24 protein-coding genes and 2 pseudogenes are annotated in these 21,509 nt (G+C 41.0%); 14 read left to right on the top strand and 12 right to left on the bottom strand.

All coding sequences use genetic code 11. The features are described from left to right. Positions 1 to 374: 374 nt before the first annotated feature. The 4 genes and pseudogenes from LC653_RS32375 to LC653_RS32360 all read right to left on the bottom strand — a co-directional run. Positions 375 to 560: a hypothetical protein gene (locus tag LC653_RS32375; protein WP_229498704.1), complete on the bottom strand. Its 186-nt coding sequence runs from the start codon at positions 558 to 560 to the stop codon at positions 375 to 377. A gap of 464 nt (positions 561 to 1,024) precedes the next feature. Beyond that, on the bottom strand, positions 1,025 to 1,318 hold the full coding sequence (locus tag LC653_RS32370; protein WP_229498703.1) for a transposase: 294 nt from the start codon (positions 1,316 to 1,318) through the stop codon (positions 1,025 to 1,027). A 422-nt stretch (positions 1,319 to 1,740) separates the two neighbouring features. Beyond that, positions 1,741 to 2,058, bottom strand: a complete 318-nt coding sequence (locus LC653_RS32365; RefSeq protein ID WP_229498702.1) for a hypothetical protein — start codon at positions 2,056 to 2,058, stop codon at positions 1,741 to 1,743. A 778-nt stretch (positions 2,059 to 2,836) separates the two neighbouring features. Continuing rightward, positions 2,837 to 3,001 (bottom strand): annotated as a pseudogene (locus tag LC653_RS32360) (IS5/IS1182 family transposase); the annotation flags it as partial. A gap of 144 nt (positions 3,002 to 3,145) precedes the next feature. Here LC653_RS32360 and LC653_RS32355 point away from each other — a divergent pair. After that, a complete protein-coding gene (locus LC653_RS32355; RefSeq protein ID WP_229498701.1) occupies positions 3,146 to 3,541 on the top strand; it encodes a hypothetical protein in 396 nt (131 codons plus the stop codon). Between the two features lie 71 nt (positions 3,542 to 3,612). After that, positions 3,613 to 3,855: a hypothetical protein gene (locus LC653_RS32350; RefSeq protein WP_229498700.1), complete on the top strand. Its 243-nt coding sequence runs from the start codon at positions 3,613 to 3,615 to the stop codon at positions 3,853 to 3,855. A gap of 475 nt (positions 3,856 to 4,330) precedes the next feature. On the opposite strand, the gene LC653_RS32345 is transcribed toward LC653_RS32350, so the two are convergent. Further along, positions 4,331 to 4,768 carry a GIY-YIG nuclease family protein gene (locus LC653_RS32345; protein WP_229498699.1) on the bottom strand — a complete coding sequence of 146 codons (438 nt, stop codon included), beginning with the start codon at positions 4,766 to 4,768 and terminating at the stop codon, positions 4,331 to 4,333. Positions 4,769 to 4,846: 78 nt separating this feature from the next. Here LC653_RS32345 and LC653_RS32340 point away from each other — a divergent pair, with 78 nt between their 5' ends. Further along, positions 4,847 to 5,578 carry a ParA family protein gene (locus LC653_RS32340; RefSeq protein ID WP_229498698.1) on the top strand — a complete coding sequence of 244 codons (732 nt, stop codon included), beginning with the start codon at positions 4,847 to 4,849 and terminating at the stop codon, positions 5,576 to 5,578. A 48-nt stretch (positions 5,579 to 5,626) separates the two neighbouring features. Further along, a complete protein-coding gene (locus LC653_RS32335; protein ID WP_229498697.1) occupies positions 5,627 to 5,989 on the top strand; it encodes a hypothetical protein in 363 nt (120 codons plus the stop codon). Between the two features lie 148 nt (positions 5,990 to 6,137). Here LC653_RS32335 and LC653_RS32330 read toward each other — a convergent pair whose 3' ends face one another. Both LC653_RS32330 and LC653_RS47995 read right to left on the bottom strand, forming a co-directional pair. Further along, on the bottom strand, positions 6,138 to 6,359 hold the full coding sequence (locus LC653_RS32330) for a tetratricopeptide repeat protein (protein WP_372478254.1): 222 nt from the start codon (positions 6,357 to 6,359) through the stop codon (positions 6,138 to 6,140). A gap of 576 nt (positions 6,360 to 6,935) precedes the next feature. After that, on the bottom strand, positions 6,936 to 7,262 hold the full coding sequence (locus tag LC653_RS47995; RefSeq protein WP_443689865.1) for a hypothetical protein: 327 nt from the start codon (positions 7,260 to 7,262) through the stop codon (positions 6,936 to 6,938). 6 nt (positions 7,263 to 7,268) lie between these two features. Between LC653_RS47995 and LC653_RS32320 the strand changes: the two genes are divergently transcribed. Together LC653_RS32320 and LC653_RS32315 are read left to right on the top strand one after the other, a co-directional pair. Next, entirely contained in the window at positions 7,269 to 7,397 is a 129-nt protein-coding gene (locus LC653_RS32320; protein WP_443689864.1) for a hypothetical protein, read from the top strand. Between the two features lie 11 nt (positions 7,398 to 7,408). Then, entirely contained in the window at positions 7,409 to 7,816 is a 408-nt protein-coding gene (locus tag LC653_RS32315) for a hypothetical protein (RefSeq protein WP_229498694.1), read from the top strand. Between the two features lie 156 nt (positions 7,817 to 7,972). On the opposite strand, the gene LC653_RS32310 is transcribed toward LC653_RS32315, so the two are convergent. From LC653_RS32310 to LC653_RS32295, 4 genes are all read right to left on the bottom strand, one after another. After that, positions 7,973 to 9,319 carry a hypothetical protein gene (locus tag LC653_RS32310; RefSeq protein ID WP_229498693.1) on the bottom strand — a complete coding sequence of 449 codons (1,347 nt, stop codon included), beginning with the start codon at positions 9,317 to 9,319 and terminating at the stop codon, positions 7,973 to 7,975. Between the two features lie 14 nt (positions 9,320 to 9,333). Next, positions 9,334 to 10,131 (bottom strand): alpha/beta fold hydrolase, encoded by a 798-nt coding sequence (locus tag LC653_RS32305; RefSeq protein WP_229498692.1) that lies wholly within the window; start codon positions 10,129 to 10,131, stop codon positions 9,334 to 9,336. A gap of 68 nt (positions 10,132 to 10,199) precedes the next feature. Continuing rightward, the gene (locus LC653_RS32300; RefSeq protein WP_229498691.1) at positions 10,200 to 12,074 is read right to left on the bottom strand and encodes an FAD/NAD(P)-binding protein; all 1,875 of its coding nucleotides are present in this window, start codon (positions 12,072 to 12,074) and stop codon (positions 10,200 to 10,202) included. A gap of 274 nt (positions 12,075 to 12,348) precedes the next feature. Further along, positions 12,349 to 13,173 (bottom strand): IS5 family transposase, encoded by an 825-nt coding sequence (locus LC653_RS32295; RefSeq protein ID WP_229498690.1) that lies wholly within the window; start codon positions 13,171 to 13,173, stop codon positions 12,349 to 12,351. 555 nt (positions 13,174 to 13,728) lie between these two features. Here LC653_RS32295 and LC653_RS32290 point away from each other — a divergent pair. Further along, positions 13,729 to 13,911 carry a hypothetical protein gene (locus LC653_RS32290; RefSeq protein ID WP_229498689.1) on the top strand — a complete coding sequence of 61 codons (183 nt, stop codon included), beginning with the start codon at positions 13,729 to 13,731 and terminating at the stop codon, positions 13,909 to 13,911. A gap of 358 nt (positions 13,912 to 14,269) precedes the next feature. Next, entirely contained in the window at positions 14,270 to 14,590 is a 321-nt protein-coding gene (locus tag LC653_RS32285; protein ID WP_308189176.1) for a two-partner secretion domain-containing protein, read from the top strand. Between the two features lie 4 nt (positions 14,591 to 14,594). Here LC653_RS32285 and tnpC read toward each other — a convergent pair. Beyond that, positions 14,595 to 16,029: pseudogene (gene tnpC, locus LC653_RS32280) on the bottom strand (IS66 family transposase). A gap of 236 nt (positions 16,030 to 16,265) precedes the next feature. On the opposite strand from tnpC, the gene LC653_RS32275 reads away from it, so the two are divergent. From LC653_RS32275 to LC653_RS32250, 6 genes are all read left to right on the top strand, one after another. Further along, positions 16,266 to 16,763 carry a J domain-containing protein gene (locus LC653_RS32275; RefSeq protein WP_229498688.1) on the top strand — a complete coding sequence of 166 codons (498 nt, stop codon included), beginning with the start codon at positions 16,266 to 16,268 and terminating at the stop codon, positions 16,761 to 16,763. A 104-nt stretch (positions 16,764 to 16,867) separates the two neighbouring features. Next, positions 16,868 to 17,476: a prepilin-type N-terminal cleavage/methylation domain-containing protein gene (locus tag LC653_RS47025; protein WP_308189175.1), complete on the top strand. Its 609-nt coding sequence runs from the start codon at positions 16,868 to 16,870 to the stop codon at positions 17,474 to 17,476. A 141-nt stretch (positions 17,477 to 17,617) separates the two neighbouring features. After that, a complete protein-coding gene (locus tag LC653_RS32265) occupies positions 17,618 to 18,229 on the top strand; it encodes a hypothetical protein (protein ID WP_229498687.1) in 612 nt (203 codons plus the stop codon). Beyond that, on the top strand, positions 18,160 to 19,224 hold the full coding sequence (locus LC653_RS32260; protein WP_229498686.1) for an ATP-binding protein: 1,065 nt from the start codon (positions 18,160 to 18,162) through the stop codon (positions 19,222 to 19,224). Before LC653_RS32265 ends, LC653_RS32260 begins: the two co-directional genes overlap by 70 nt. Beyond that, positions 19,224 to 20,267 carry a metal-dependent hydrolase gene (locus tag LC653_RS32255; RefSeq protein ID WP_229498685.1) on the top strand — a complete coding sequence of 348 codons (1,044 nt, stop codon included), beginning with the start codon at positions 19,224 to 19,226 and terminating at the stop codon, positions 20,265 to 20,267. Before LC653_RS32260 ends, LC653_RS32255 begins: the two co-directional genes overlap by 1 nt. A gap of 94 nt (positions 20,268 to 20,361) precedes the next feature. Then, entirely contained in the window at positions 20,362 to 21,441 is a 1,080-nt protein-coding gene (locus LC653_RS32250; RefSeq protein ID WP_229498684.1) for an ATP-binding protein, read from the top strand. Positions 21,442 to 21,509: the final 68 nt, after the last annotated feature.

Below are 21,509 nucleotides of genomic sequence, written 5' to 3'. Positions count from 1 at the left end.
TGATTTCTCTGAGGAGATATTTAGTTCAAAAGTACTATAAATTAAGAGGTTAAGTTTTGGATGGGTGCGCTTATATTTGATGTATAGCTGTTGCCATAAAGGTTTGGAGTTTCGCACCGCGAACTAGTCTAAACTCCAGTAAAAAGAAAGGAGATTGTGGTAGATAGTTCATTGAAATCTTCATTACCTACTTTCTTAGAACAGGTAAAAAGTAGTAATTTTTCTTAGAGGAAAAGAGCGATCGCACCCCCAAACCGCGATCGCCTTCATTCTTAGAGGATAGTAGGGCGATGCCTACGGCGGTAAACTACGCACCCATCACCAATACACCAACACCACCAACGGGACAGGGGAGTGATGGGAGCGATCCGCCTTCATTGAAGTAGACCTAGATCCTGGAGGATTTTAAGTAGAGAAATAACAACAGAGACAACAGAACCTACGTCTTTCATCGTCTCAATCAATTTTCGCCAATCCCAAGGAGCTTTTTCCTTGTCAGGGTCTTCTTTAGGATTCTCAGGCTCGGTTGAGCTACAGACTAATCCGTTTAAAAAATTCATAGTTTTTAGTTCTAGTTGGACTAGCGGAACTTGTAGCGAGAAGTCCAGTAGAAGGAAAAAGCCTGAAGCTAGCGATAGACTTCTAGAACTCCGTCCTAAATACTTTAATTTTCGCTCCTAAGCAGCAAAGCTGCCCTTATGGAGGGGGCAGCTTGCAAATGCCTATGATAATTTTGCCCCGCACGCATATTCTAGCGCTAAAACGGGACGAAATTCTAAAAGTCTATCGCTACAAGTAATAGTAACATATTTCTTATAAAATTAATTTGCAATTAAACGCCAATTTTGTAACATTCGCCACTTTTTTGGCGCTGGTAGGAGTCCCTCTTGATCAGTGAAAACTTTAGCATCAAAGCATCACAGTCTTTTGTAACAATCTATTAACAAAAGCACTTCCTACGAAAGCATAGGCATTTGGGCGATTTCGATACCTGGCACCGTCGCTAGCGCCGTCACCCTAAGAGTTATTGCCCTGTGCGGTTTAGCATTCGATTAAAGCACATGGCAGTGTACCAGTTGAGCCAGTGCATAATTTTGGGGAGGTCTTCCGGTTGTTCTGGTTCAAGTAGATAGTGAACGTGATTACTCATAATGCACAGAGCATAGAGCTTGAATTTAAACTTATTCAATGCTTTTCTAATGGCATATAGAAAAACCTCCCGACATTCACGACGATTCAAGTGAAACTCACGGTTATTGCAACGGGTGGTGATGTGGTAACAATATCCTGCTTTTAGGTCACGAGGTTGGCGGGGCATCTGTCAGTTATGATCGAGGGATTCAAGCAAGGATACCAAGAGTGTGAGCATTATTAACCCCCAATTTCATCAGATGCGATCGCTCACCTAATTACCATCTTCAAGTGAGACATCTGCGGATGCTGCCAGCCGTCGCTAATTGCCTTCGCATATAAACAAAGGCGATCGCAGCCACAGACTGGATCGCCTTTGCTTTTGAGTCTAGAAAAAGTGATTCTTCCAGAACAGAACCAGAACCACAGGCTGGATCAAAGAGTGAGGGAAGAGATCAGTTTCTTAGAGGAAAAGGCGACCCAGTGCGATCGCCTTGTCCATTGAAAAGCGCCACACGTTTCGTTTTTGATTCCCCTTTAGTTTCTGTCTTATTGCAGGAAAGAGGAAAGGCGACCAGAGCGATCGCCTTCATTTCGGAAACGTGTTTCCTATTTAGCTGCTGTTTCAGGTGGTTTGCTGCAAGCCTCCTTTTTAAGTTGAAAGTCCAAAAGAGACGAAGGAGAAGACTTGAAGTTTACTGATGCTCCGCAGTTAGATGACTCAACTACAGAAAGAACGCGTTGAGCTACTACTGCTCCAACAAGTCCGCTAACAACGATGCCAGCTATTAAAACAGGAGGTGAAGTTACTTTGAGCGTTGTTTTTCCCAAAGTATTTTTCACTCTTGTAGCGAGGTTAACCTTGGGCAGGTCAGCCTTTGGCTTATTATTAGAGTTAGTTTGCTTAGAATTGGCTTTGTTAGCCATTTTTTCCTTCCTTTTGTTAATGTATTTGGATTTGAGAGCTGGTCTGGCTGCAACCAAACCAGCTTTTAACTGACCAACAGTCTGTTTGTAACTGGTAAATAGTGGGCAAGTATAAGTTTTTGGTTTTTCGCCAAATTAATAACCTCCTTGCAGATAATGTCACCAGGTATACAAACCTACTTTGTCCAACTGGATTTGTTATTCCCACTCACAGAAAAGTTAGTGGAGTTTTGGGTGAGAGCATCAAAGCCGCCCATGAATAGAGTTCCTACATAACTTTTGTCAGGGTTAAAGCCAACTGGCTTTACCTAGCTGTGCTGGTATTGCAGCAAAAAGTAGGCGAGAAGAGTGTTGTACTGCGATCGCTTACGTAGTAAGTATTGCCAAACTCAAAGTGAGTAGGCAGTCAAAAGCACCACATAACAAAATAGTTGGATTGATGAAATAACATTTTTAACGAAGATATTCTTAAGGGTATTAGCAATTTCTATTCCTTTGTCAATAAACAAAGCTTAATGAGATTAGTTTTAGGTTTATTGACAAGATAGTAGTCTTATTGACATGATGCGTTCGCCCTGGATGTGAGATTGATTGTAAGTCGTTTAGCAGCCCATTTTTTATTCATGTAGTAGACAGACAAGCTATATTTTTAAACTACTTCTCTAATATCAATCTTTTAAGCTGCTACTACAAGGGTATAACTAATGACATTTAATTTAAGTAATCATGAAGCAATATATTATGTTTTTCTAAGCAATAGACCTCTTGCAAAAGTCGGTCAGGCAAATTCGGTTTGGGGGAGATGAAGCTCGTAATTGTAGAGAGCAGCAATCAGATTAAACCTCAAACTAAATCTTTTTCGACGATTTCTATAAGTAAGGGACAAAATTTTAAATATCTTCAGTTTCCGATGTACATGCTCACCTAAAACTCTGATTTTAGCTATGGAATTCGACAAGGAAAACAAAAAATTGCCATTGATTTTAACTTAATTCCATATTATGGTGAACCATCAGCATCAGAAGCACCATATATTTATAGAAGTAAAGCTAAAAGCGGTACTTGTTCTTTTTATGCTTATGCTACTTTGTATGTAATTAAGAAGCATAAACGAGTAACCTTAGCCATCAAAGCTGTTCGACAACAAGACACTAAAGTAGCAATTTTAACTTATCTTTTAGCACTGATTGAGCCAATTAAGTTAAAAATTGAGCGATTGTATTTAGATAGGGAGTTCTTTTGTGTGCCTGTGATTCGTTGGTTACAAGCTCTGGATATCTCATTTGAAATGCCGACTATTATTCGAGGTAAAAATGGAGGAACTAGACAGTTGATTAGAGGTCGCCGCAGTTATAAAACCTCTTACACTTTAAACAGCGATAAATATGGGTCGGTTACTTTTCAAGTGTGGATAGTTTGTACATATAAAAACGGTAAAAGACTTTTCGCTTGGACGCGAGTTTTTTATTTATGCCGTCCATAAAGCACAGCTATCTTTACATCCTTATACATGACGACTATCGCCTTCGTTTTGGGATTTAAAGCAGCTACCGAATGAAAAACCAGTGCCGGGTTAAAACTACTGTTAAAAATCCCATCATTCGGTTTTTATTTGTGGCTTTGGCTTTTCTAATTATCAATGTTTGGATTTATTTGGTATGGCATTATCTTAGCCGATTAAAAAGAAGTTCTAGGCAAGTTTTTTCTCATCTATTTACCCTCAAACAGATGCTTGAATTTTTACGTCAAGCAATAGACCGCTACTATGGGGTAGCTTGTGAAGTTTATCTGACTTAGCCTGGTTTGGGTTGATTTTAAGCGATTAATTCATAATCTTAGCTTATGAATTAATCCTCGCAATCACCCTTTGTATATTTCCCAAAAAACGGTATCATACACTACTATTTTTTAGCGATCGCAAAAGTTTTCGGTCTACTGAAATTATCATTCAAATCACATTACGTCAAGTTTCGCTTTTTCTCCAGACAAGCATACTTTGATGTCCCCAATTAATGAATTTCTTAGTATTAGTAGATAGCGATTTACCTAGATATAAGCTAAACTTATAGTTTGGGTAGCTTATTGATTTATTTTATTTATAGTCATAGCAACTTTTAGGATTATCTATATCATTTTGAAATCTTTTTTAGTTTTTATTAGTAAATAAGATGCGTTCGCCCTGCGCTGATAGTCCAGCAACTTAAGCCATAAAAAGTAGGCGATCGCAGTCATTACAACTGGATCGCCTCATAAATACTTCTTAAATAGAACTTTACTCTTCTACGTTCTGAAGCGCTTCATCCAGCAAAAGCCTCACAATCTCGGCTTTTTTCCTCCCTGTCTTCGCAGCTAACACAGACAGCTTACGGTGCATTGATTTGGGCAAGTCTACCGTGAGCCGAATAATCCCGTTTGGTAAATGAGTATTGTTGAAAGCAGGAGCAAAATGCTCAATTAATGCAGCCTCAATCTCTGATAACAGCGATTCATCATCAACTTGCAACCAAGCTAGCCGGATGTCTTCACTTTGCGATTTAAGCTGCACCGCTCGGTGATGGCTTTTCCATCGGTTACGCAAATTAGTACTTCTGCCAATGTATAAAATCTCATCATTACTGGAGATAGCAAAATATATTCCTGGGCTGGCTGGTAAGATTTTGCGCTCCTGAAAAGACACAAACGGCAATTCTAAAGGATTTATTTTTAACATCCTATAAACGTCATAACGTATTAGACTAATATAGTATTTTATCTTAATAGTGTTAATTTATTAAGGTATTAAATGTATATGGATAAACAAGTGTTGAAAATCGCAGTATTCAACTTTAAAGGCGGGACAGGCAAAAGTACCACCACTATAAATCTAGGAGCCGCCTTAGCTAGTCCCAAGCGCCAGGTGCTGCTGATAGATTTAGATGGGCAAAGAACTGCTTCATTTGGTCTGGGCATGGACGGTAAGAGTCCAACTACTTTAGACTGGCTGACTGATAAGAAGTCTGTTACTCCCCTAGCAACTCAGGTAAAACACCTTTCGCTCATTCCTGGGGACATTGGGATGTTTCGCTTAACAGCCAAGGATGATTTATTTACCCCAGCGTTATCTAAATTGACTGGCTTCGATGTCTGTTTGATGGATTGTCCGCCTAGTTTAGGGGTGGCATCTGTGCAGGCGATTCTTGCAAGCTCACGCGTTCTGATCCCAACTTTATGCGAACCAGCAGCACTCAAAGGGTTGTCCGAAGCGGTTGAATTAATTCGAGGTGAGAGGGCAGACATCAAGATTGATGTGATGAGGGTGCGTTACAAGCCTCGATTAGTTCTGACTAAGGAAGCTGATGATTTGTTGATTGAGGCAGCAGCAGATTTAAACTATTGTCTTCTCCATACAACAATTCCAGAGAATATCGCTGTTGCTGAATCGATAGCACAACAAAAACCAGTTAATGAGTACGCGCCTAAGTCCAGTGGTGCTAGGGCTTATCAGTCATTAGCTAAAGAATGCTTGAAATCGTGGAAGTAGTATCTTATTAACCGTTAATTATTTAATAGTATAAAGGTCTAATAGTATATGACAAAAAGTAAGATGGGCGGTATGAAACTCAGCCAGTTCTCTGGCATCAAAGCCAGCCAGAAAGAAACAACCGAGTCGCCGCAGGAATCTATACCTGAACCGATGTCAGTTAAGGAGACAGCACCAGCATCAAAGGAAAAACCTGTTTCCATCAACATCAAAATCAGCCGCGAACAACATGAATGGCTCAGTGATACCGCTCGTACAGTTCGAGACAATAATCTAGAGCCAGTTCCCCCTGGCGATCGCGTTTATCCTCAGCATCTAATTGGTGTGGCTGTCGAACTGTTGCGGAATAGTGATATTGATTGGAGTCAGATGAAGGATACAGAAGACTTGAAACAACAGCTTAAACTCTAATTAAATTATGTCTTAATACTATAAAGGTCTAATAGTGTTAAGGTGTTTTGGAGCGTAGCTTGCCGCCAATAGTTAGTAATTACACGTAATGGCTCAAAGGTGTAACGCGGCACTACTAGATAATTTATAATTTTTTACTACACTGAGGTTAAGCGTAATTATCGCGCAAGGATTTCAGATTTTCACGGATATTGGCTGTGTTGGGATGATCTACCCCTAAGCTCAGTTCAGCAATATCCAAAGCTTTTTTATACAGTGGTTCGGCATCGCTGTACTGTCCTTGGGATTTGTAGAGTGCTGCCAGGTTGTTGTAACTGGTGGCGACATCGGGATGCTCTTCTCCCAGGGGAAGATATGGCGAAGCTGTCACCAAGTGCAAACTAAACTACATTCCTGTTCCATTGCTACAAAAGGGCGAACAGCCACTCACCGCTGCTGGAGAAAATGAGTAACTAAGATGCTTACTGGCTAAGGCTTTCAGCCTTAGCGGACAATTTTAGCGTTTTGGCACGGTGATGCCAGAATTGCAAAAAATATCGATTAACAGAATGCTTATCCAGTATGGGTTACAGCCTTAGCGTAACTCTCTGTTCGATTGCTCATTTACCCCCTTAACCCTGCTTTCTTTTTTATGTTTCTTGGTTCCTATGTACTACTCTGTCTGCTTTTTGCTGATCTGTGACAGTTAGGGTGCGGAAGGTGGGTTCCAGAATTAACCGAGCAGGAAATTAGCGATCGCTTGCACTTAGAGAGGAAAGTGGAGAGGGCATTTTTTGAGGCGGGGAAGGCTTTCATGAAACTCTGTGAAGTCCACTATGTTCGAGACGTTACCCAAGGCGAAGATAAATCTAAAATTCGCACTACCCCTTTTCCTCAAATTTTTGCGCTTGCTCGCAATTTTTCACTTAATTTAGGTTTTGCTCAATTCCACTCTGATTCAGGCTCGTCAATATTTAGATGCGTTTGCCCTGAGTCCTAGCCAGCGAGGTGTGGTTGCAGCAAGCAGTTGCGATCGCCTTTGTAGAACAGCGAAGAATTGAAAAGTTTTACGGTATTGGAGAGGTGACGGCGGCGAAGATGCATTCACTCGGCATTCATACTGACGCAGATTTGAAGGGGCGTTCGTCGTTCGCGTAGCGTTTCGTAGAGAAGACGTTGCCGTTCGCGCAGCGTCTCCGACTGGAGTTGGCATCGCTCTTGGAGTTAACACACCACTTTGGTAAAGCGGTTTATGGGAATCATAATTAAGTTTTTGCCGACCATTGGTCGGCAAATTTCAATGCCGACCAATGAACGACAATTGCGTTTTTTGGCGAAAGCCGAGTTGGAATCGGCTGTGCAAGCGGATGTATGGCAACAGGCAGTAGAGCAAGCTGGCAAGGCAATAAGATTCCATCCGGTCGCATAGTGAAAGACGTTGTGGATAGGATACGCGAAAGCACGAAAGTACCCAATCCTTACCATATTGGTGAAATATGCATTCTTCTGCCCAAAGATAACCCAGACTTGAGAGGTAAAGCGGGTTATTGGGGAGTAGTAAATCACGTTGGGCAATACAGTTGTACAGTCCAGACCTGGGACGGCTACTATACCGTGAAGATTGAACACTTGAAGTTACTGGAATTGCTTGATGAAGATTGTAGATTCATGCAACAGTTATGTTTGAGGTTGCGGCGATTGCATCAAGTGGCTACCCATGACGAGGCTGTGGATTGGCTATTGCAGGGGTTGGGGAACCAAGCCAAACCGTATTTGTCCTCCTTGCAGGCTAAACTGCTAGAGGCTGTCGAAAGGGAGTACAAGATTGATTGGAAAGCACAGAAATGATACAACAATTCAACAAATAACTTGTTGTCCAAAAGCGATCACTTCAATGAAACTTCCTTAACTCACTCACTTTACGCAATATTGAAATGAACTTGCTAATCTTGATATTTACATATCGCATATAGTCCCCTTAATTTTAGCAGGTGGGTAAACTAATCAGCGTGTTAATAAAACGTATGCCCAAACACATGCACTTAAGAACAATGCGTATCTAATATGAATCCTAAAGCTGGTTTTGCTAGGACTGAGTGATAGACTGTTAGCAGCCATAAGTGCGCTGATTGATACGGGTGAAACTAGCTGGGCTGTGATAAACATAGTAACCCAAACCAAATACTGATTTGAGGTACTTCCGAAAAGTGAACTATCAATCAAGGGAAACGAAACGTTAAACAAAATTAGGGGATGTATTCCTAAGATTGAAATTGCTGGCAGCACAAACACGATTAATGCTACTGAAAATGCCGGATTAAAAGAGATTCTTTGTAAGATAGACACAACTATATCAGGAAGAGTTACCTGAGAAAGCAAAACACTTAAAAACCCACAAGCTAAAAGCAGCATCATCTCTGGCGAAGTATTCCCTACAGAACCTCTAACCTCACTTAGAACAGTCATGACATTGCGCTTGTTAAACCACAAACTGTCTAAAAGGAACAACAAAATTCCTGACAGGGTAAGAGCTTGGATCGGGTTGCTATGTAGTACTAAAATAAAAAAGCTAAGAAAGCTCCAGAAAGATATAATCACAGCAATTGATTTGGCTTGAATATGATTTTTTTCTATAGCTTTTGGCGGCTCAACTTCCATTTTTTGAAAACAGCAACCCACAAATGCAATTGCAAACAGAGGAATGCCTTTAAACATTAAGTCAACCGTATCTAAAGACGGTAGTGACACACTCACCGCTGCCGACCCCACCGTAGTCGGGATCAAGAACATAGTTGCACAGACTGCTCGCATAGTGACAACAGCGGTAGCGTGTCGTGGACGAATTATATCCTTGAGAAGAGATGTGACAATAGCTATGCTAGCAAGGCTTAGAGGTAATGCTAGAAGACAAACAATAGTAGTAAGTACAAGTGATCGCCACGACGGTTTCACACTGCTAAGAAGCGATCTTAGGGGTCTCTCTAATACAGCCCGCATAAAAACAATCCGCATCAAGGCTATTCCTATCAATAATTCAATGACGGATCGATAACGGGTCATCCCATCATAAAAATTGAGGTGAATATGCAGAGTTACAACTGCGACTAATACAATACAAAAGATTACAAGCGCCAGTGTCGCAGATGTCTTGCCTTGCCAGGAACTACGCATCACTCCAAAAAATAATAAGAACGCAATCAGCAATACTGTAGTTTCAAACCCAGTTGCGCCCATTTTAGGTATGAAGTTAAACGTGAGTACTATAGTTGCAACAGTGGTTAGACACAGAAGATTCAATGAGATAAGTACAATATTTTGGTTCTTTAGTTGAAGCAAATATTTAGATGGCATTTCTAATACTCATGCTAAAGTTCCTGAAGAATTTCTTGAACAAGCTTAGGAGCAGATATCATTGCATCATGGCTAGTATTAATTGAGCGCCAATCCCAGTCTTTTTCAGTTTTGATACGCCTCTTAACTTCTATAAGCGGCTTAAATGGTGGACTAGTACAGTCAATATAAACTTTTGGCAATTCGTTGCCGATAGACCCCTTTAAACTTAACTTCTCCATGTAGGTATTAACAGGTTGCGGCTTCAACTTACTGGCTACCCACTGTATGTCATTAAGGTTTTTCAAACCAAAGCTCTCGACAGATGGAACGGGAATATTTATTCCATTTCCTTCTTTCTCAACCTGCCTCAAACGATTAGCAACTACATCTGGCGGCAATTGATCAAATGCACTGTTGCCATTGTGAATCACTAGCGCATCTAAGTAAACAAGTTTTCTGAGACGTTTAGGAATCCTATCTGCGACTCCTGTGATTACTACTCCGCCAAAACCGCTACCGACGAGTATGATCTCGCTGAAATCTTCTTGTTCAATATGGTTTACCACATCTTGAATCCAAATACCTAAGCCAACTGCTTTAGTATTCAGGTGTGCGCGCTCGCCGACACCAGTGCAGGTCGGACTAGATACCTCATGACCGCTATTCCTCAAGAGAGTAGTTAATCGTTTCCAGCACCAACCACCGCTCCAAGCTCCGTGAACTAGAACATAGGTCTTTGTCTTATCGTGTCCTATGGCAAATCCATGTTTCAGAGTTAAAGCTCCCAAACCTATGCCTAGCATTGACTTACAAAATGATCTTCTTTGCATATTTTTCTTTGAGTTGTTAGATTGACTATTGATACTGCATGTATACTGGCTAGTTAAATAAAGTCAATTCAATTCTCCAGTTTTGCTTCATGAAGCGGCCGAGTTTCATGACATACAATTTGGTTCAACATTGCGAGGACGCATCGGCCTGCGTCTTGCAGCGCTTTAGAATTAACGAAAGGGCGAGGTAGTACATAGGTATAAAAATTAGGGCCTTCTACAAGGACACCTAAAGCCCAGATGTTCTTATAGACTTTCCCATCTCTAGTGACGATGTTTTGAGATTCATCTATTGCAATCCCTCCGGGATGGAATGCACCATTTTTGTAAGGTGTTACCATTCCGGATCTCAAGAGATTTTTAATCAGTTTTGATCTATCAGTTGTTGGATAGAATGAGTCAAGTTTAGCCCTAATTAGCACGTCAAAAGAATTGACACTCGGTGAGCGTAGTTGAGTCGATTTTAATAAGAATTTTGAGTCCTGTTCGGAAAACTCTAATGTTGAATTAGGTCCCGGGCCTAGTTTGACTATTCCAGCCTCAAGAAGCGCCAGAAGCTCAATGTTGCGCTCCTTGGGAGGTCCCACTGCAATACGATTTATAATGGGGCAAAACTCTTTTAAAAATCTCTTATGAGATGAAGGTGTAAGTCCACCATAATCGACCGCATAGCGTAAATTATCTCTAACGTCGCGTAGCATATCCGTAGTTGCTTTGAGCGGATTGCTGACATTTCCGCCAAAGGCTTGAACTATGTCATCTTCCAAGAGTTTTAAAATAAATGTTTCAAAATCATTATGGTCTTTAAAATCGCTATTTCTTAACGGATTAAAGATATACTCTATTGCATGTTTAACTTCTTCCGAAGGTGCGTATAACTGGGGATTTAATTCTCTGACTCCTAATTTTGTGACTTCATAGACATAACACATTTCTTTAAATAAGACAGGGTAAAGCTCTTCAAAAAAATCAAGTTGGTAAGTTCTTCTTATTTGAAATGCTCGCTGACGAAGTTGGTCAATCTGCTGTTGGGTGAAAAATTTTGCCTGATACTGCCCACTAATTCCTTTCTCATTGACACCTCGACCACTGAAAGGTAATGACTGGCGTGAATAAATCATTATTTGCGGCTCTCTGCCACTTGGCTTATACCAAATTTGTTCGGGAGTGTTACCGATAAATCGGCCACCGCGCCCAATAGTGAGTTGTGCTATGACATCGTATGCAGTTAATCCCATTCCTTGCACTACAACGCTTGCTTGAGGACTAATTGAGGTCAACTTAGTAATTGGATAAGGATTATGGAAATATGCTAGGTGAGGGTTATGTCTTCCGCAAGCTAGGACTTTCTCGGACATTTTTTGTTCTTCAAAATCGGGTTTGCTTTGGCTGTGACCAATTGTAATAAATACGAAATTAACTGCCAGTTTATAACCTTCTTCTAAAACCACATCAATGCAATCATCCTTACCGTTAACTAAATTCTCGGCACGACATCTATAATGACGTAACTTAATGTTTGAAGGCAGAGAATAGACGATTTTATCAAATACACTTGTTAAATATGCACCCAAAATAGACCGCGGTAGATAGTCATTCTCTGACAAGGATCTACCTTCTTGACAAGCTTTGATGTAAGAACCATCGGCATATCTATATCCTTGCTCACTGGCCCACTCCAATAACGATTGTCCTTTGACAACAATTCCGGCATTCGTAACTGTGGTATCACTAAACATCGTGACTTGCCCAGCAATTGTGTTGATTAAGAAGTAGTCTAGCTGATTTGCAACATGAGTACCCTGTCCAGGTTCACCCGGATCAATCAGGTGTACGACAAGCTCCATTTCGATTAATTGTTGTTCAAATATAGCCTTGATTCTTTCCAGGATGTTAAGACCGCGAGGACCAACACCAATGATTGCAACATGGTATGTATTCATAGTTAATTAATAATTTTTTAAGATATTTTTGCTTTGAATGGATAGGTAAGCAGACAAAAAACAGTAATTGCAATAGAACTCTTGCATAAATATTTTGTGGTATAATCTTTAGTTATTTTTCTTTCAGTTTTGGCGATTAAAATAGGAAGAAATTATCAATTTTTTCTATGAAGTGTTATCAAGCGATCGCTAATTAAAATTTTTGACAGCAAACATTATTCCAGCTATTAATTAATTACTGAAGTTAATTGTTAACTTGATTTTTTAATCCGATTTATAGAGCTAATTCGTGATTATAAATTCCTGCAATTAAATTCGACCTTAACCCAAAACGGCGATGACGATTTCGATATCTATCAGACAAAATTTTAAATATCTTTAAACGACGGTTTACGTGTTCAACAACAATTCTTAATCGATTGAGTTCCCGATTGTATTTTTTCTGTTCTTTCGTCAACTTTTTTCCTTTTGGTTTCTTAATCGGTGTTTCACTTAATTGATGAATCTTAGCAATTCCTTGATAGCCTTTATCTGCTATCACTCTGAGTAATTCTCCAAATTTCACTCCACTGTTTTTAAATAGCCTAAAATCATGAATTTTCCCCCAACCATGCTCTAAACAGATGATTTGACTGCTTTTTTGGCGGATTACTACCTGTGTTTTTAAAGTATGTTCCCCTTGTTTTCCACTAAAATACCTTTTCTGGCCTTTCTGAGGCTTTTCTATTGGACTCTCGGTAACATCCATTACGACTAAATCTTCTTCAGATGATATTTTCCATAATTCTTTTTTCCCTGGTAGACTAAACTTTTTGGACTTAATTAAAATGTTTTCTATTTTAAAAACTATTCGGCAAACGGCAGATTCTGAAAGCTCAAAATCTAATCCAATGTGATAGTAAGTGCGATACTCTCTCCAATATTGGATGACCATTAAAACTTGGTCTTCAATAATTAATTTAGGACGGCGGCCAGGCTTCTTCTTCTTTTGAGCATCAGCTTTAACCACATCAACCATTAATTCAAAGGTTTTACGGCTCACTCCAGTCATTCGCTTAAATTTTTTTGCAGTAAGCTGCTTGGCTTTCTCTATTTTCACTGCTCCTCAAAGTCCTAATCACAAATTGCCAAACCTTTAATCATACCACAAAATATTTTTGCAAGAGTTCTAATATCTGCAATACTTACTCCCGTAAAATTATGATGCTTTTTGTCTACACTAAAATACACTCTTAGATTTATCTGTCCTAATTGGAAGTTATGCAATACTTTTCGGATAAGCGTAAAGGGCAAGGAGGAATGCCACTAAGAAAATCAGGGAGGCAGGGAGAGTAAAGAGAAATTATTAGTATTATCTACTACTGAAATATCCTGAAATACACTTATTTATTTGTCTCCTCCTGCTTGCCTTAACAAATAATTAAACTTAGTGCCATTCGGGTAAGGAGTAAAGGTGAATTAAAACCCTTGAACTTTCCCCTTTATGCTTAACCTAAAAGTATTGAGAGTGGGTTAAATTAAGACCTGAGTTAATAAATTAGGTTTTGTCAGTATCAAAATACTTTGGAATCAACAAAGTACACTGTACAGAGTAAAAAAGTTATGTAAAAGTTGAAAGCATTGCTGACATAAATAAAGTGTCGGTCAAGTCAACATGGGAATTCTGCCAAAATTAGCTAACTACTGCCAGCAGCAACCACCTCAAACGCGATCGTCATTGTGTCAGTTTTTTGGTATCAATACCGCCACGAGTAGCTGCATCCAGGTTAAAGAGCAAACTATTGATATACATCTAACACTTTATCAGTCATACCAACAGCCCACTGCAATTTTCTAGCCCAACAGATTTAGATATGTTGGAATTAGCTGCTGGAGAATAGATACTATTGCAGCAAAAACTGATTTTTATCTTGATCTAAATCGAGTTAAAGCAAAGACATTTGGATAAATCTTCGATCACCTCATTGGTACAAGGGCAGTAATATTACTGTTGCCGATGAGTTACACAATATCCGACATATTCATGGCACACATCGACCTTTTCTGCTTGTTTGCGTGCAGTTTTTATACCTGTAGAATGCAGGAACATGATCGTCTCATTGCAGAAAACTGCATAATTAATAAATATTTACTTATGTATGATCTAAAGGTGCAATTCTATTGGATACTTAAACAAATCGGGTAAATAGCACCCTATGACAAAAAAATACAGATTACACAAGTGTTTGCAGTTCGGATTGGCAGGGTTGCTGGGTTGGTTAATTGTCAGTGGCTTGGCTAGCAAAACCCAGGCGCAGCAAACTAATGCCCAACTTAACCCTGATAATACATTAGGTAAAGAAAGCTCAGTTGTGGCCCCGGTTGATGCACTCAGTGACCGTATAGAAAAGGGGGCAATTAGAGGTGCAAATTTATTTCATAGTTTCCAAGAATTTAATGTAGATTACGGAAGAAGTGTTTATTTTGCTAACCCTGTAGGAATTGAGAATATATTAACTCGCATTACTGGTAGGTAAGGATTCAGGTCGCAGAAAAAGGAATCAGCGAAGGGTAGGGAATTATATGACCAACAGATGCACGTAATGCTTCTCCAAAGAAGTCAATAACAGAACGTTGCTGAAAACGACAAGTTTGCACGACAGTCAATAGACTTGCAGTATGGCCAAATCGACACAGCGATCGTGAACCACCACTAATTTTTCGTTTAGTAACAGCTAGTCGTAACGAGTGTTCTGCCAAGTTATTATCAGGAGGTACTTCTGGATGGTCAAGAAAATACCACCACTGGTCGTATTTATCACGTAGCTTAGACAACAGGTTCAAAGCTGTTGCTCCCGCTTTTGGTATCCATTGATTAAAAGCGACGCTTAACTGAGATTTAAATTCACCAGCCCATTCGGTGTAGGCTTTGATATCACCCGAAGTTTGAAACGAACGATAATTCCTGAATATATCATTGATTAAATCAACGAAGGCCTCACCAATAGCAGTATTGTTTTTACCTGGAGATTTAATCAAACTCTTGAAATGCCGAAGCATATGGGCTAAACACTTCTGTTGTGCTGCCACACGATACCCATTGTAAACACTAAAGTCATCACTACTGAGAACCCCACTATACTCAGTTCCCAACAAGGACTCAAGTTCTGCCCGCGAGCGTGTATCTGCGGCACGAAATAAGCAAAATGCTTTGTGTGCAACAACCCACAACCATTCTTTTACTCCTTTGACTGTCCACGGTGTTTCATCTACATGGACATTTGGCTGCTCGGTTTTTACCCAGTTCCTCAATTGTTCAACTGGTGTTTCTATTGCTTGTGCAACTCTTTGATTGGTTGCGACTAGAGTTCCCTCGCCAATATCGATTTGTCCTAATTCTTGAATCAACTCTCGAATTTTTGTGTACGGCATATGAGCATAATTGCCTAACCAGCTTTCTTATTGCTTGTAAACGTACCCCTAAGTCTTGTCCCGGTATGATTTCATCACTCCAGTTGGCAGCGCTGACGGTTCCGCAGTGCCTACATTGGCTTTGAACCCGGCGATATTCGACTATTTCAATTGGGTTGGCAACAAATTGTGCTACAAGTTTTATTTCCAGGTTTTCTGCATCATCCAAATGGGTTCCACCACAATCTGGACATATTTCTAGGCACAGGACTTCGATTCTATCTACTCTCCCAAAACCTTTACGGGTTTTTCCCCTATGTCCTGGTTGTCCACCTGGTTTTCTTTTTGTTTCCTCTGGCAAACTATATAAAGTTAATTTCTTTTTCTCTGATTTCTTAATGATGTCAAGGGAAGGTGGCTTTGATGAAGTTGCGCTGTCTCGATTGATTATTTCTTTGAGTCGTGCTATCTCCGTACTTAGTGCCTTAATTGTCTCTACCAATTCCTTCTTTGACAATTGGTACAGTTCGTCATCACTTTGCTGTGGCGGCACTTTCTTCTTCATGAAACTGATGCTCTCCCATCATGTTACCTCTGTCAACTACCCCCGACCTGAATCCTTACATATTGAGTTTTCTAAAAAGCTTGAAACTAAGTATTCATAGTCTACGGAACTCTCTGTATACTTCGTAACTCCCGGCTTATTCTTAATACTGGCTTACTTAAAGCTTATGAGTATTTTTATTTACTCGCACTAGAGAGTTCTAGCGTAGCATTTTATGCTACATATTGAAGTGCGGAATGTGGGTTAACGAGCTTCGGCTGTTGGGAGCAAAGAATATTATCATTTCTAGCAATGTACCAACGCGCCAAGACGGTTTACCTTATGCAAGGCCCAAAGAACCAGACGATCCAGGCGTTGCTGTTTATTTCAAAATCAAAGATAAAAACTATGCTTTGTGCTGCGACAGATGGCGTAAGGTAAAACATAATCTCAGAGCAATTGGCTTGCACATTGCAGCTATGCGCGGAATGGAGAGATGGGGAGTGGGAAGTGTTGAGCAAGCATTTGCTGGGTATCAAGCACTACCACCACAGCAAGAAAAAAAATGGTGGGATGTGCTTGGTGTTAGTCCCCGTGCAACCGAAGATGAAGTGAGGGAAGCATACGTGAAACTAGCACGACAACATCATCCAGATAACGGCGGTTCTGATGAGCAGATGGCTGCAATCAACGCTGCTTATGAACAGGCAAAGCAGGCTGGTACAAGTGCGGTAACTATAATTGGTAAACCGTAATTACCGCAGCAACGACATCTGGGCCTATCCCCTCACCTGATGACCATATACCCGTGAAACCGATTGAGAATTTATAATGGCGGGATACTGAACGACATGATGATATGCATAATACAAGGGACACGGGCTTTACTTTAATAGAATTAATAGTTGTGATCCTAATCATCGGGATTTTAGCAGCGATCGCAGCTCCTAGTTGGCTTGCGTTTGTAAATCGGCAGCAGATAAATAAGGCTAATGACGCTGTTTTTGCCGCATTGCAAGAAGCACAACGCGAAGCTAAAAAAGAAAAACTTAGTTACAGTGTCAGTTTTCAGAAAAACAGCACAACCGAAAATACAGAGGTTGCTATTTATCGTACTAAAAAAGGTGATGGCAGCGATTTGCCATTTAATCAAATCAGTACATGGAAACTACTAGGAGCGGATGTAGGCGTTAGCTCTGATAAGCTTCTTTTAGGTGCAAATCTTACCAGTCAAAATACTGCTGATTCAGTATCTTACACTTTAAATTCAGCTACAAAGATTACATTCGATTATCTGGGGACTGTTCCAGGCGCAAGCTTTGGCACAGTTGAGCCAACTGGATTAAAAATTGTATCAGCTGTACCAATTTCTGGAAGTTCTACATCTCCTAGCAACGTGAAGCGATGCGTCATTGTCAGGACGTTGCTAGGTACATTGCAAAAAGGGAAAGACTCTGAATGCAACTAAGACACAATCAGCAATTACCGCAACACTGATTTTTTTGCTTGTCCGGTGAAGCTTCACAATACAACCCGTAATCCTACCGTACACTCCGGCAGACTGTACGCCAGATAATAGAGTAAAAAACTGGCATACAACAAGCAAATTATGGCAGACAACCAACCAGATACCCTCTCAATTGACGGCGAATCCTCTCAAAAAGAAGAAAATTTTTCTAAAATTTCCATATTAGAATTACAAAAAAAATACTCAATTCAGCGCGATTCCTTTTATGCCAGGACACGATACCTTCGGATTACAACCTGGAAGGAGGGCGGTAAAGCTTATCTGTATGCCGACCAGATAGCCGAAATGGACGGACTACACGACCACATCAAAGCTACTGGACGGATGGAAGGCTACCCAGTCCCAGAAGCATCTGGCCCGATTGAAGAAAACGAGCAGCCAGAACCTACAGGTAGTCTGGCAATACCAGAAACTCAGAAAATTACTCCGACTTATACACCTAAACAGAAGCGATCGCAGTCTTCAGGGCAAGTTGATGATGTCGCCGCTATCGTACAATCTGCACAGGGTAAAGCAGCTGGTACGTTGATTGCAGAAAACATACTCGCCCGTCACTTTATTGAAAATCCAAACCTATTACCAGATGAGCTAAAAACCAAAATCAAGGAATCGGGGGAAATGCCTTGCATCGACCCTTTCGCCTACGCAGACTCATTGATCAACGCCGCAATGGGTTCTATCAGCGCGGCCTGAAGTTTTTGGGAATGCTGGCAACTGGGGCGATTATTGCAATTAATGGGTTAAATCCCCTCTCATTACTGGCATTAAGCATGGGTGGGATATTAGCGATCGCCCCTAAAGTCACCTCAAAACTTTCCTCTAAGAATTCGACTACTCAGGACTCAACACCAATAGAAGAGATACCTGCGCCTGGAGAGTTCCGAATTTACCGACAAGCTGAACTCAATCGCACCACAGCCTCACTCCTAGCGAATGGCGCTATTCTCATAGCTGGTGAGGATGGTAGTGGTAAATCTGTACTAGCTAACGCAGTGGTCGAGAAGCTGCAAGCCGATGGGTTCACCGTGGCGTTTATCGAGCCTGCCACCCCTAAACAAATGTTGCTAGAAATAGCACATCAATTTGATATCCCTACAGAAGACCTAGAGGGCAAGTCACTGACAGCTGACAAGTTGAAGAGAGCGATCGCTGGTTTCTTAGACGAAAATACAGCTTTTTTAGTGGTGGATGATGCACACGCTTGTGGTGCAGAATTCAGAATGTGGCTTAAGCAGCTACATAAAAATGGTGCGCCTATGCTGCTTCTAGCAACAGATCCACCTCGAAAAGATGTTTTTATCAACATTCCTAGAATTGAACTCAAACCCCTGCCAGAGTATGCAATTCGGGAGATTATGATGCAGGCGGCGGCGGAGAGAGCGATCACTCTTAAACCCTCCGAATTATCCAAACTGCAAGAACGCGCCGGGGGAAATCCCATGTTGGCAGCGAGAGCTGTAGACGAGGAATATTTAGGGATAGAGATGGAGGGCGCTGATCACAGGAGATATTTTGATATCACACCCTTAATACTCTTAGTAGGTGTCTGTTTTATAATCATGCGATTCATTGGATTGGGAACCAACGACCAAGCATTGTATATTTTTGGAGGGATTGCAGCTGCTATCTTCCTGGGAATTTCCCGCGTATTGTATCAATTGCCACCGGAAGATAGGAGGATACGCTAGTGCTAGGAATATCTCACCTATTGATTAGTGGTACGGCTACCAGTTTGCTGCTCGGAACAGCTAGCCCGACGATTATTGCAGCAGGTGCGATCGCTGGTTTACTCCCCGACATCGACATCTCAACATCACCCGCCGGCCGTGTCCTCCCCTGGATAAGTAGATTTTTTGAGAGCAGGATGCCACACCGTAGCTGTACACATAGTTTGGTTGCCAGTGGTGCGATCGCGATTGCCGGTTACACCGCAGCGCTGTTTAGTCCCAATCTCCTAAATCTCGCTCACGCCCTGAGTGTAGGCTATTTCTTCGGCTGGTTCGCTGACGTGTTTACTCGCGGCGGTGTGGAAATGTTCTGGCCCAGCCCTGTAAGGTGTGTTTGCCCAGGAAATCGTAATCTGAGGTTGAGGACTGGAAGTAATGCAGAGTATTTCATCCTTATATTACTGATTGCCATCGCTCTGGCGGTATTCAACATTAACAACTCAGGCGGAATCCTAACCCAATTCAACAGGTTAATCGCGTCCCCCTCTGGCGTACAGCACATTTTTAATGAATCTGGCAGTACGCACCTGATTAAGGCAAACATTCGCGGGGTGCGAACGGGCGATCGCTCTAAGGTTAACGGACAGTTTTTAATTATCCAAGTCCAAGGAACAGGGTTTTTAGTTCAAAGTGACGACGGGAGAATTTACAAAGCATCGACTGAGCCAGACTCGCAAATATTCTTAGAGGAAATCACGGCTGATGTCGGAAAGCCTGCCATTACTAACATTGAGGCGCTGACTTTGGAAGATGAGCCGATAGGAAGTGCGATCGCACAGTTTAACCGCACTGGGGCGATGGTATTCATCTCCGGTCAGTTAACGGTTGATGGGCTGGAAACTTCGGGTTTACCCCGTGACCCCTACCAATTCGCCTTTATTCGGGCAACTGACACCAGTATCACCTTAGAAGCTGCACCCCTCGCAATTGTCCAAAATAAGCTGGGTGAAGAATTTGCCACAGGGCAATTACAAATGAGGGTAATTAATAGCAGCAGTCAATAATCAATTCCTCCCTCCACCCCCACCCACCACCCAATACCCCATGCCCAATGCTCAATGCCCAATTCCTAACTCCTAACCTAATACCTAATACCTAATGTCCAAACCACTGCCAGCAGCCACCTTAAAGCCTAATCAATCCAAAAAGACCTCTGTTACTGATACATCTGGTATTTTACTAGGTGACAAAGTTTACTGGAATCCCGCCAAACTTCGGAATGGACACGCCGCTATTTTAGGGACTTCTGGGAGCGGGAAGACACAGACTTTAAAAGCGATCGCTCATGAACTGCCATCATTATTTCCTGATATCAAAATAGTTGTCGCAGATTTTCATGGTGACTTAAAGCTGCCTAACGAAGTTTGCTATGCACTTAATGCTGAGTCACCTTATGGTTTAAATCCTTTGGTCATTGATTTAGATCCAAAAGGTGGTGGCCCAGATTTACAAGCGATCGCTGTCTCTTCTATCCTGAGAAAGTCCTTAAAAATGGGCGAAAATCAGCAAGGCTTAACCTTAAATGCCTTTATAAGTTGCTATGAAAATAGGGGTATTTTTCAAAAAGACCAGTCAACTTGGAAGAATGTTCCTCCTAATTTTGCTGACCTGGAAGCTGAACTTCAAAGTCGTTTAGAAGGTGGTTGCAAGAACTCAGAGAAATTACTGGTAAAACTGGCAGCTACTCTTAAATATGGGATTTTCAGTAAAACTCAGCCATCAATCAACTTTCCCCTTGTACGATTTGACTTATCAGCATTATCTAAAGTACCAGGTTTAAGTGCGATCGCCGCAGAAACCCTGCTAAAACAGCTTCTAGATAGTCATAAACTCATGGGAGAAATTGATGGGAGAGTCCCTCGCTGTTATGTAATTTTGGATGAAGTAAAAGAAGTGAAATCTTCCAACACTCTTGAGAGAATCACCAGCGAAGCCCGGAAATTTGGTTTAGGGGTAATTGTCGCTAGTCAAATGGATTCAGATATTTCTAATACCGTTCTAGCCAATTCCTCTACTAAAATGGTTTTGGGAGTAGATCAGGTAGAAGTTACCAAAGTTGCGCGGAGATTTAGATTTGCAGTTAACTTAATCGCTAACCTGCAACCATTAGAGGCTTTAATTAGGATGGATAATGATGGTTTTCATACTAAAATAAAACCCTTTTATCAGCGAGTTTAAATATTATTTATAACTAAGATAACCTATTTTTATATTGAGATATGCTCAAAATATTAAGTTGCGGATCG

Origin of the sequence: Nostoc mirabile CHAB5784 (assembly GCF_020829645.1) — a bacterium.
Classification (GTDB): Bacteria; Cyanobacteriota; Cyanobacteriia; order Cyanobacteriales; family Nostocaceae; genus Nostoc; species Nostoc mirabile.
This window is presented reverse-complemented; position numbering and strand designations above follow the sequence as displayed.

Bases quoted from the DNA above. Each gene is read 5' to 3' on its own strand.
- LC653_RS47025 (WP_308189175.1), top strand. From the start codon at position 16,868: ATGCATAATACAAGGGACACGGGCTTTACTTTAATAGAATTAATAGTT.
- LC653_RS32305 (WP_229498692.1), bottom strand. From the start codon at position 10,131: ATGCAAAGAAGATCATTTTGTAAGTCAATGCTAGGCATAGGTTTGGGA.
- LC653_RS32275 (WP_229498688.1), top strand. From the start codon at position 16,266: ATGTGGGTTAACGAGCTTCGGCTGTTGGGAGCAAAGAATATTATCATT.
- LC653_RS32290 (WP_229498689.1), top strand. From the start codon at position 13,729: ATGGGAATTCTGCCAAAATTAGCTAACTACTGCCAGCAGCAACCACCT.
- LC653_RS32340 (WP_229498698.1), top strand. From the start codon at position 4,847: ATGGATAAACAAGTGTTGAAAATCGCAGTATTCAACTTTAAAGGCGGG.
- LC653_RS32320 (WP_443689864.1), top strand. From the start codon at position 7,269: ATGCCGACCAATGAACGACAATTGCGTTTTTTGGCGAAAGCCGAGTTG.
- LC653_RS32250 (WP_229498684.1), top strand. From the start codon at position 20,362: ATGTCCAAACCACTGCCAGCAGCCACCTTAAAGCCTAATCAATCCAAA.
- LC653_RS32370 (WP_229498703.1), bottom strand. From the start codon at position 1,318: ATGCCCCGCCAACCTCGTGACCTAAAAGCAGGATATTGTTACCACATC.
- LC653_RS32365 (WP_229498702.1), bottom strand. From the start codon at position 2,058: ATGGCTAACAAAGCCAATTCTAAGCAAACTAACTCTAATAATAAGCCA.
- LC653_RS32310 (WP_229498693.1), bottom strand. From the start codon at position 9,319: ATGCCATCTAAATATTTGCTTCAACTAAAGAACCAAAATATTGTACTT.
- LC653_RS32335 (WP_229498697.1), top strand. From the start codon at position 5,627: ATGACAAAAAGTAAGATGGGCGGTATGAAACTCAGCCAGTTCTCTGGC.
- LC653_RS32350 (WP_229498700.1), top strand. From the start codon at position 3,613: ATGAAAAACCAGTGCCGGGTTAAAACTACTGTTAAAAATCCCATCATT.
- LC653_RS32345 (WP_229498699.1), bottom strand. From the start codon at position 4,768: ATGTTAAAAATAAATCCTTTAGAATTGCCGTTTGTGTCTTTTCAGGAG.
- LC653_RS32285 (WP_308189176.1), top strand. From the start codon at position 14,270: ATGACAAAAAAATACAGATTACACAAGTGTTTGCAGTTCGGATTGGCA.
- LC653_RS32300 (WP_229498691.1), bottom strand. From the start codon at position 12,074: ATGAATACATACCATGTTGCAATCATTGGTGTTGGTCCTCGCGGTCTT.
- LC653_RS32265 (WP_229498687.1), top strand. From the start codon at position 17,618: ATGGCAGACAACCAACCAGATACCCTCTCAATTGACGGCGAATCCTCT.
- LC653_RS32375 (WP_229498704.1), bottom strand. From the start codon at position 560: ATGAATTTTTTAAACGGATTAGTCTGTAGCTCAACCGAGCCTGAGAAT.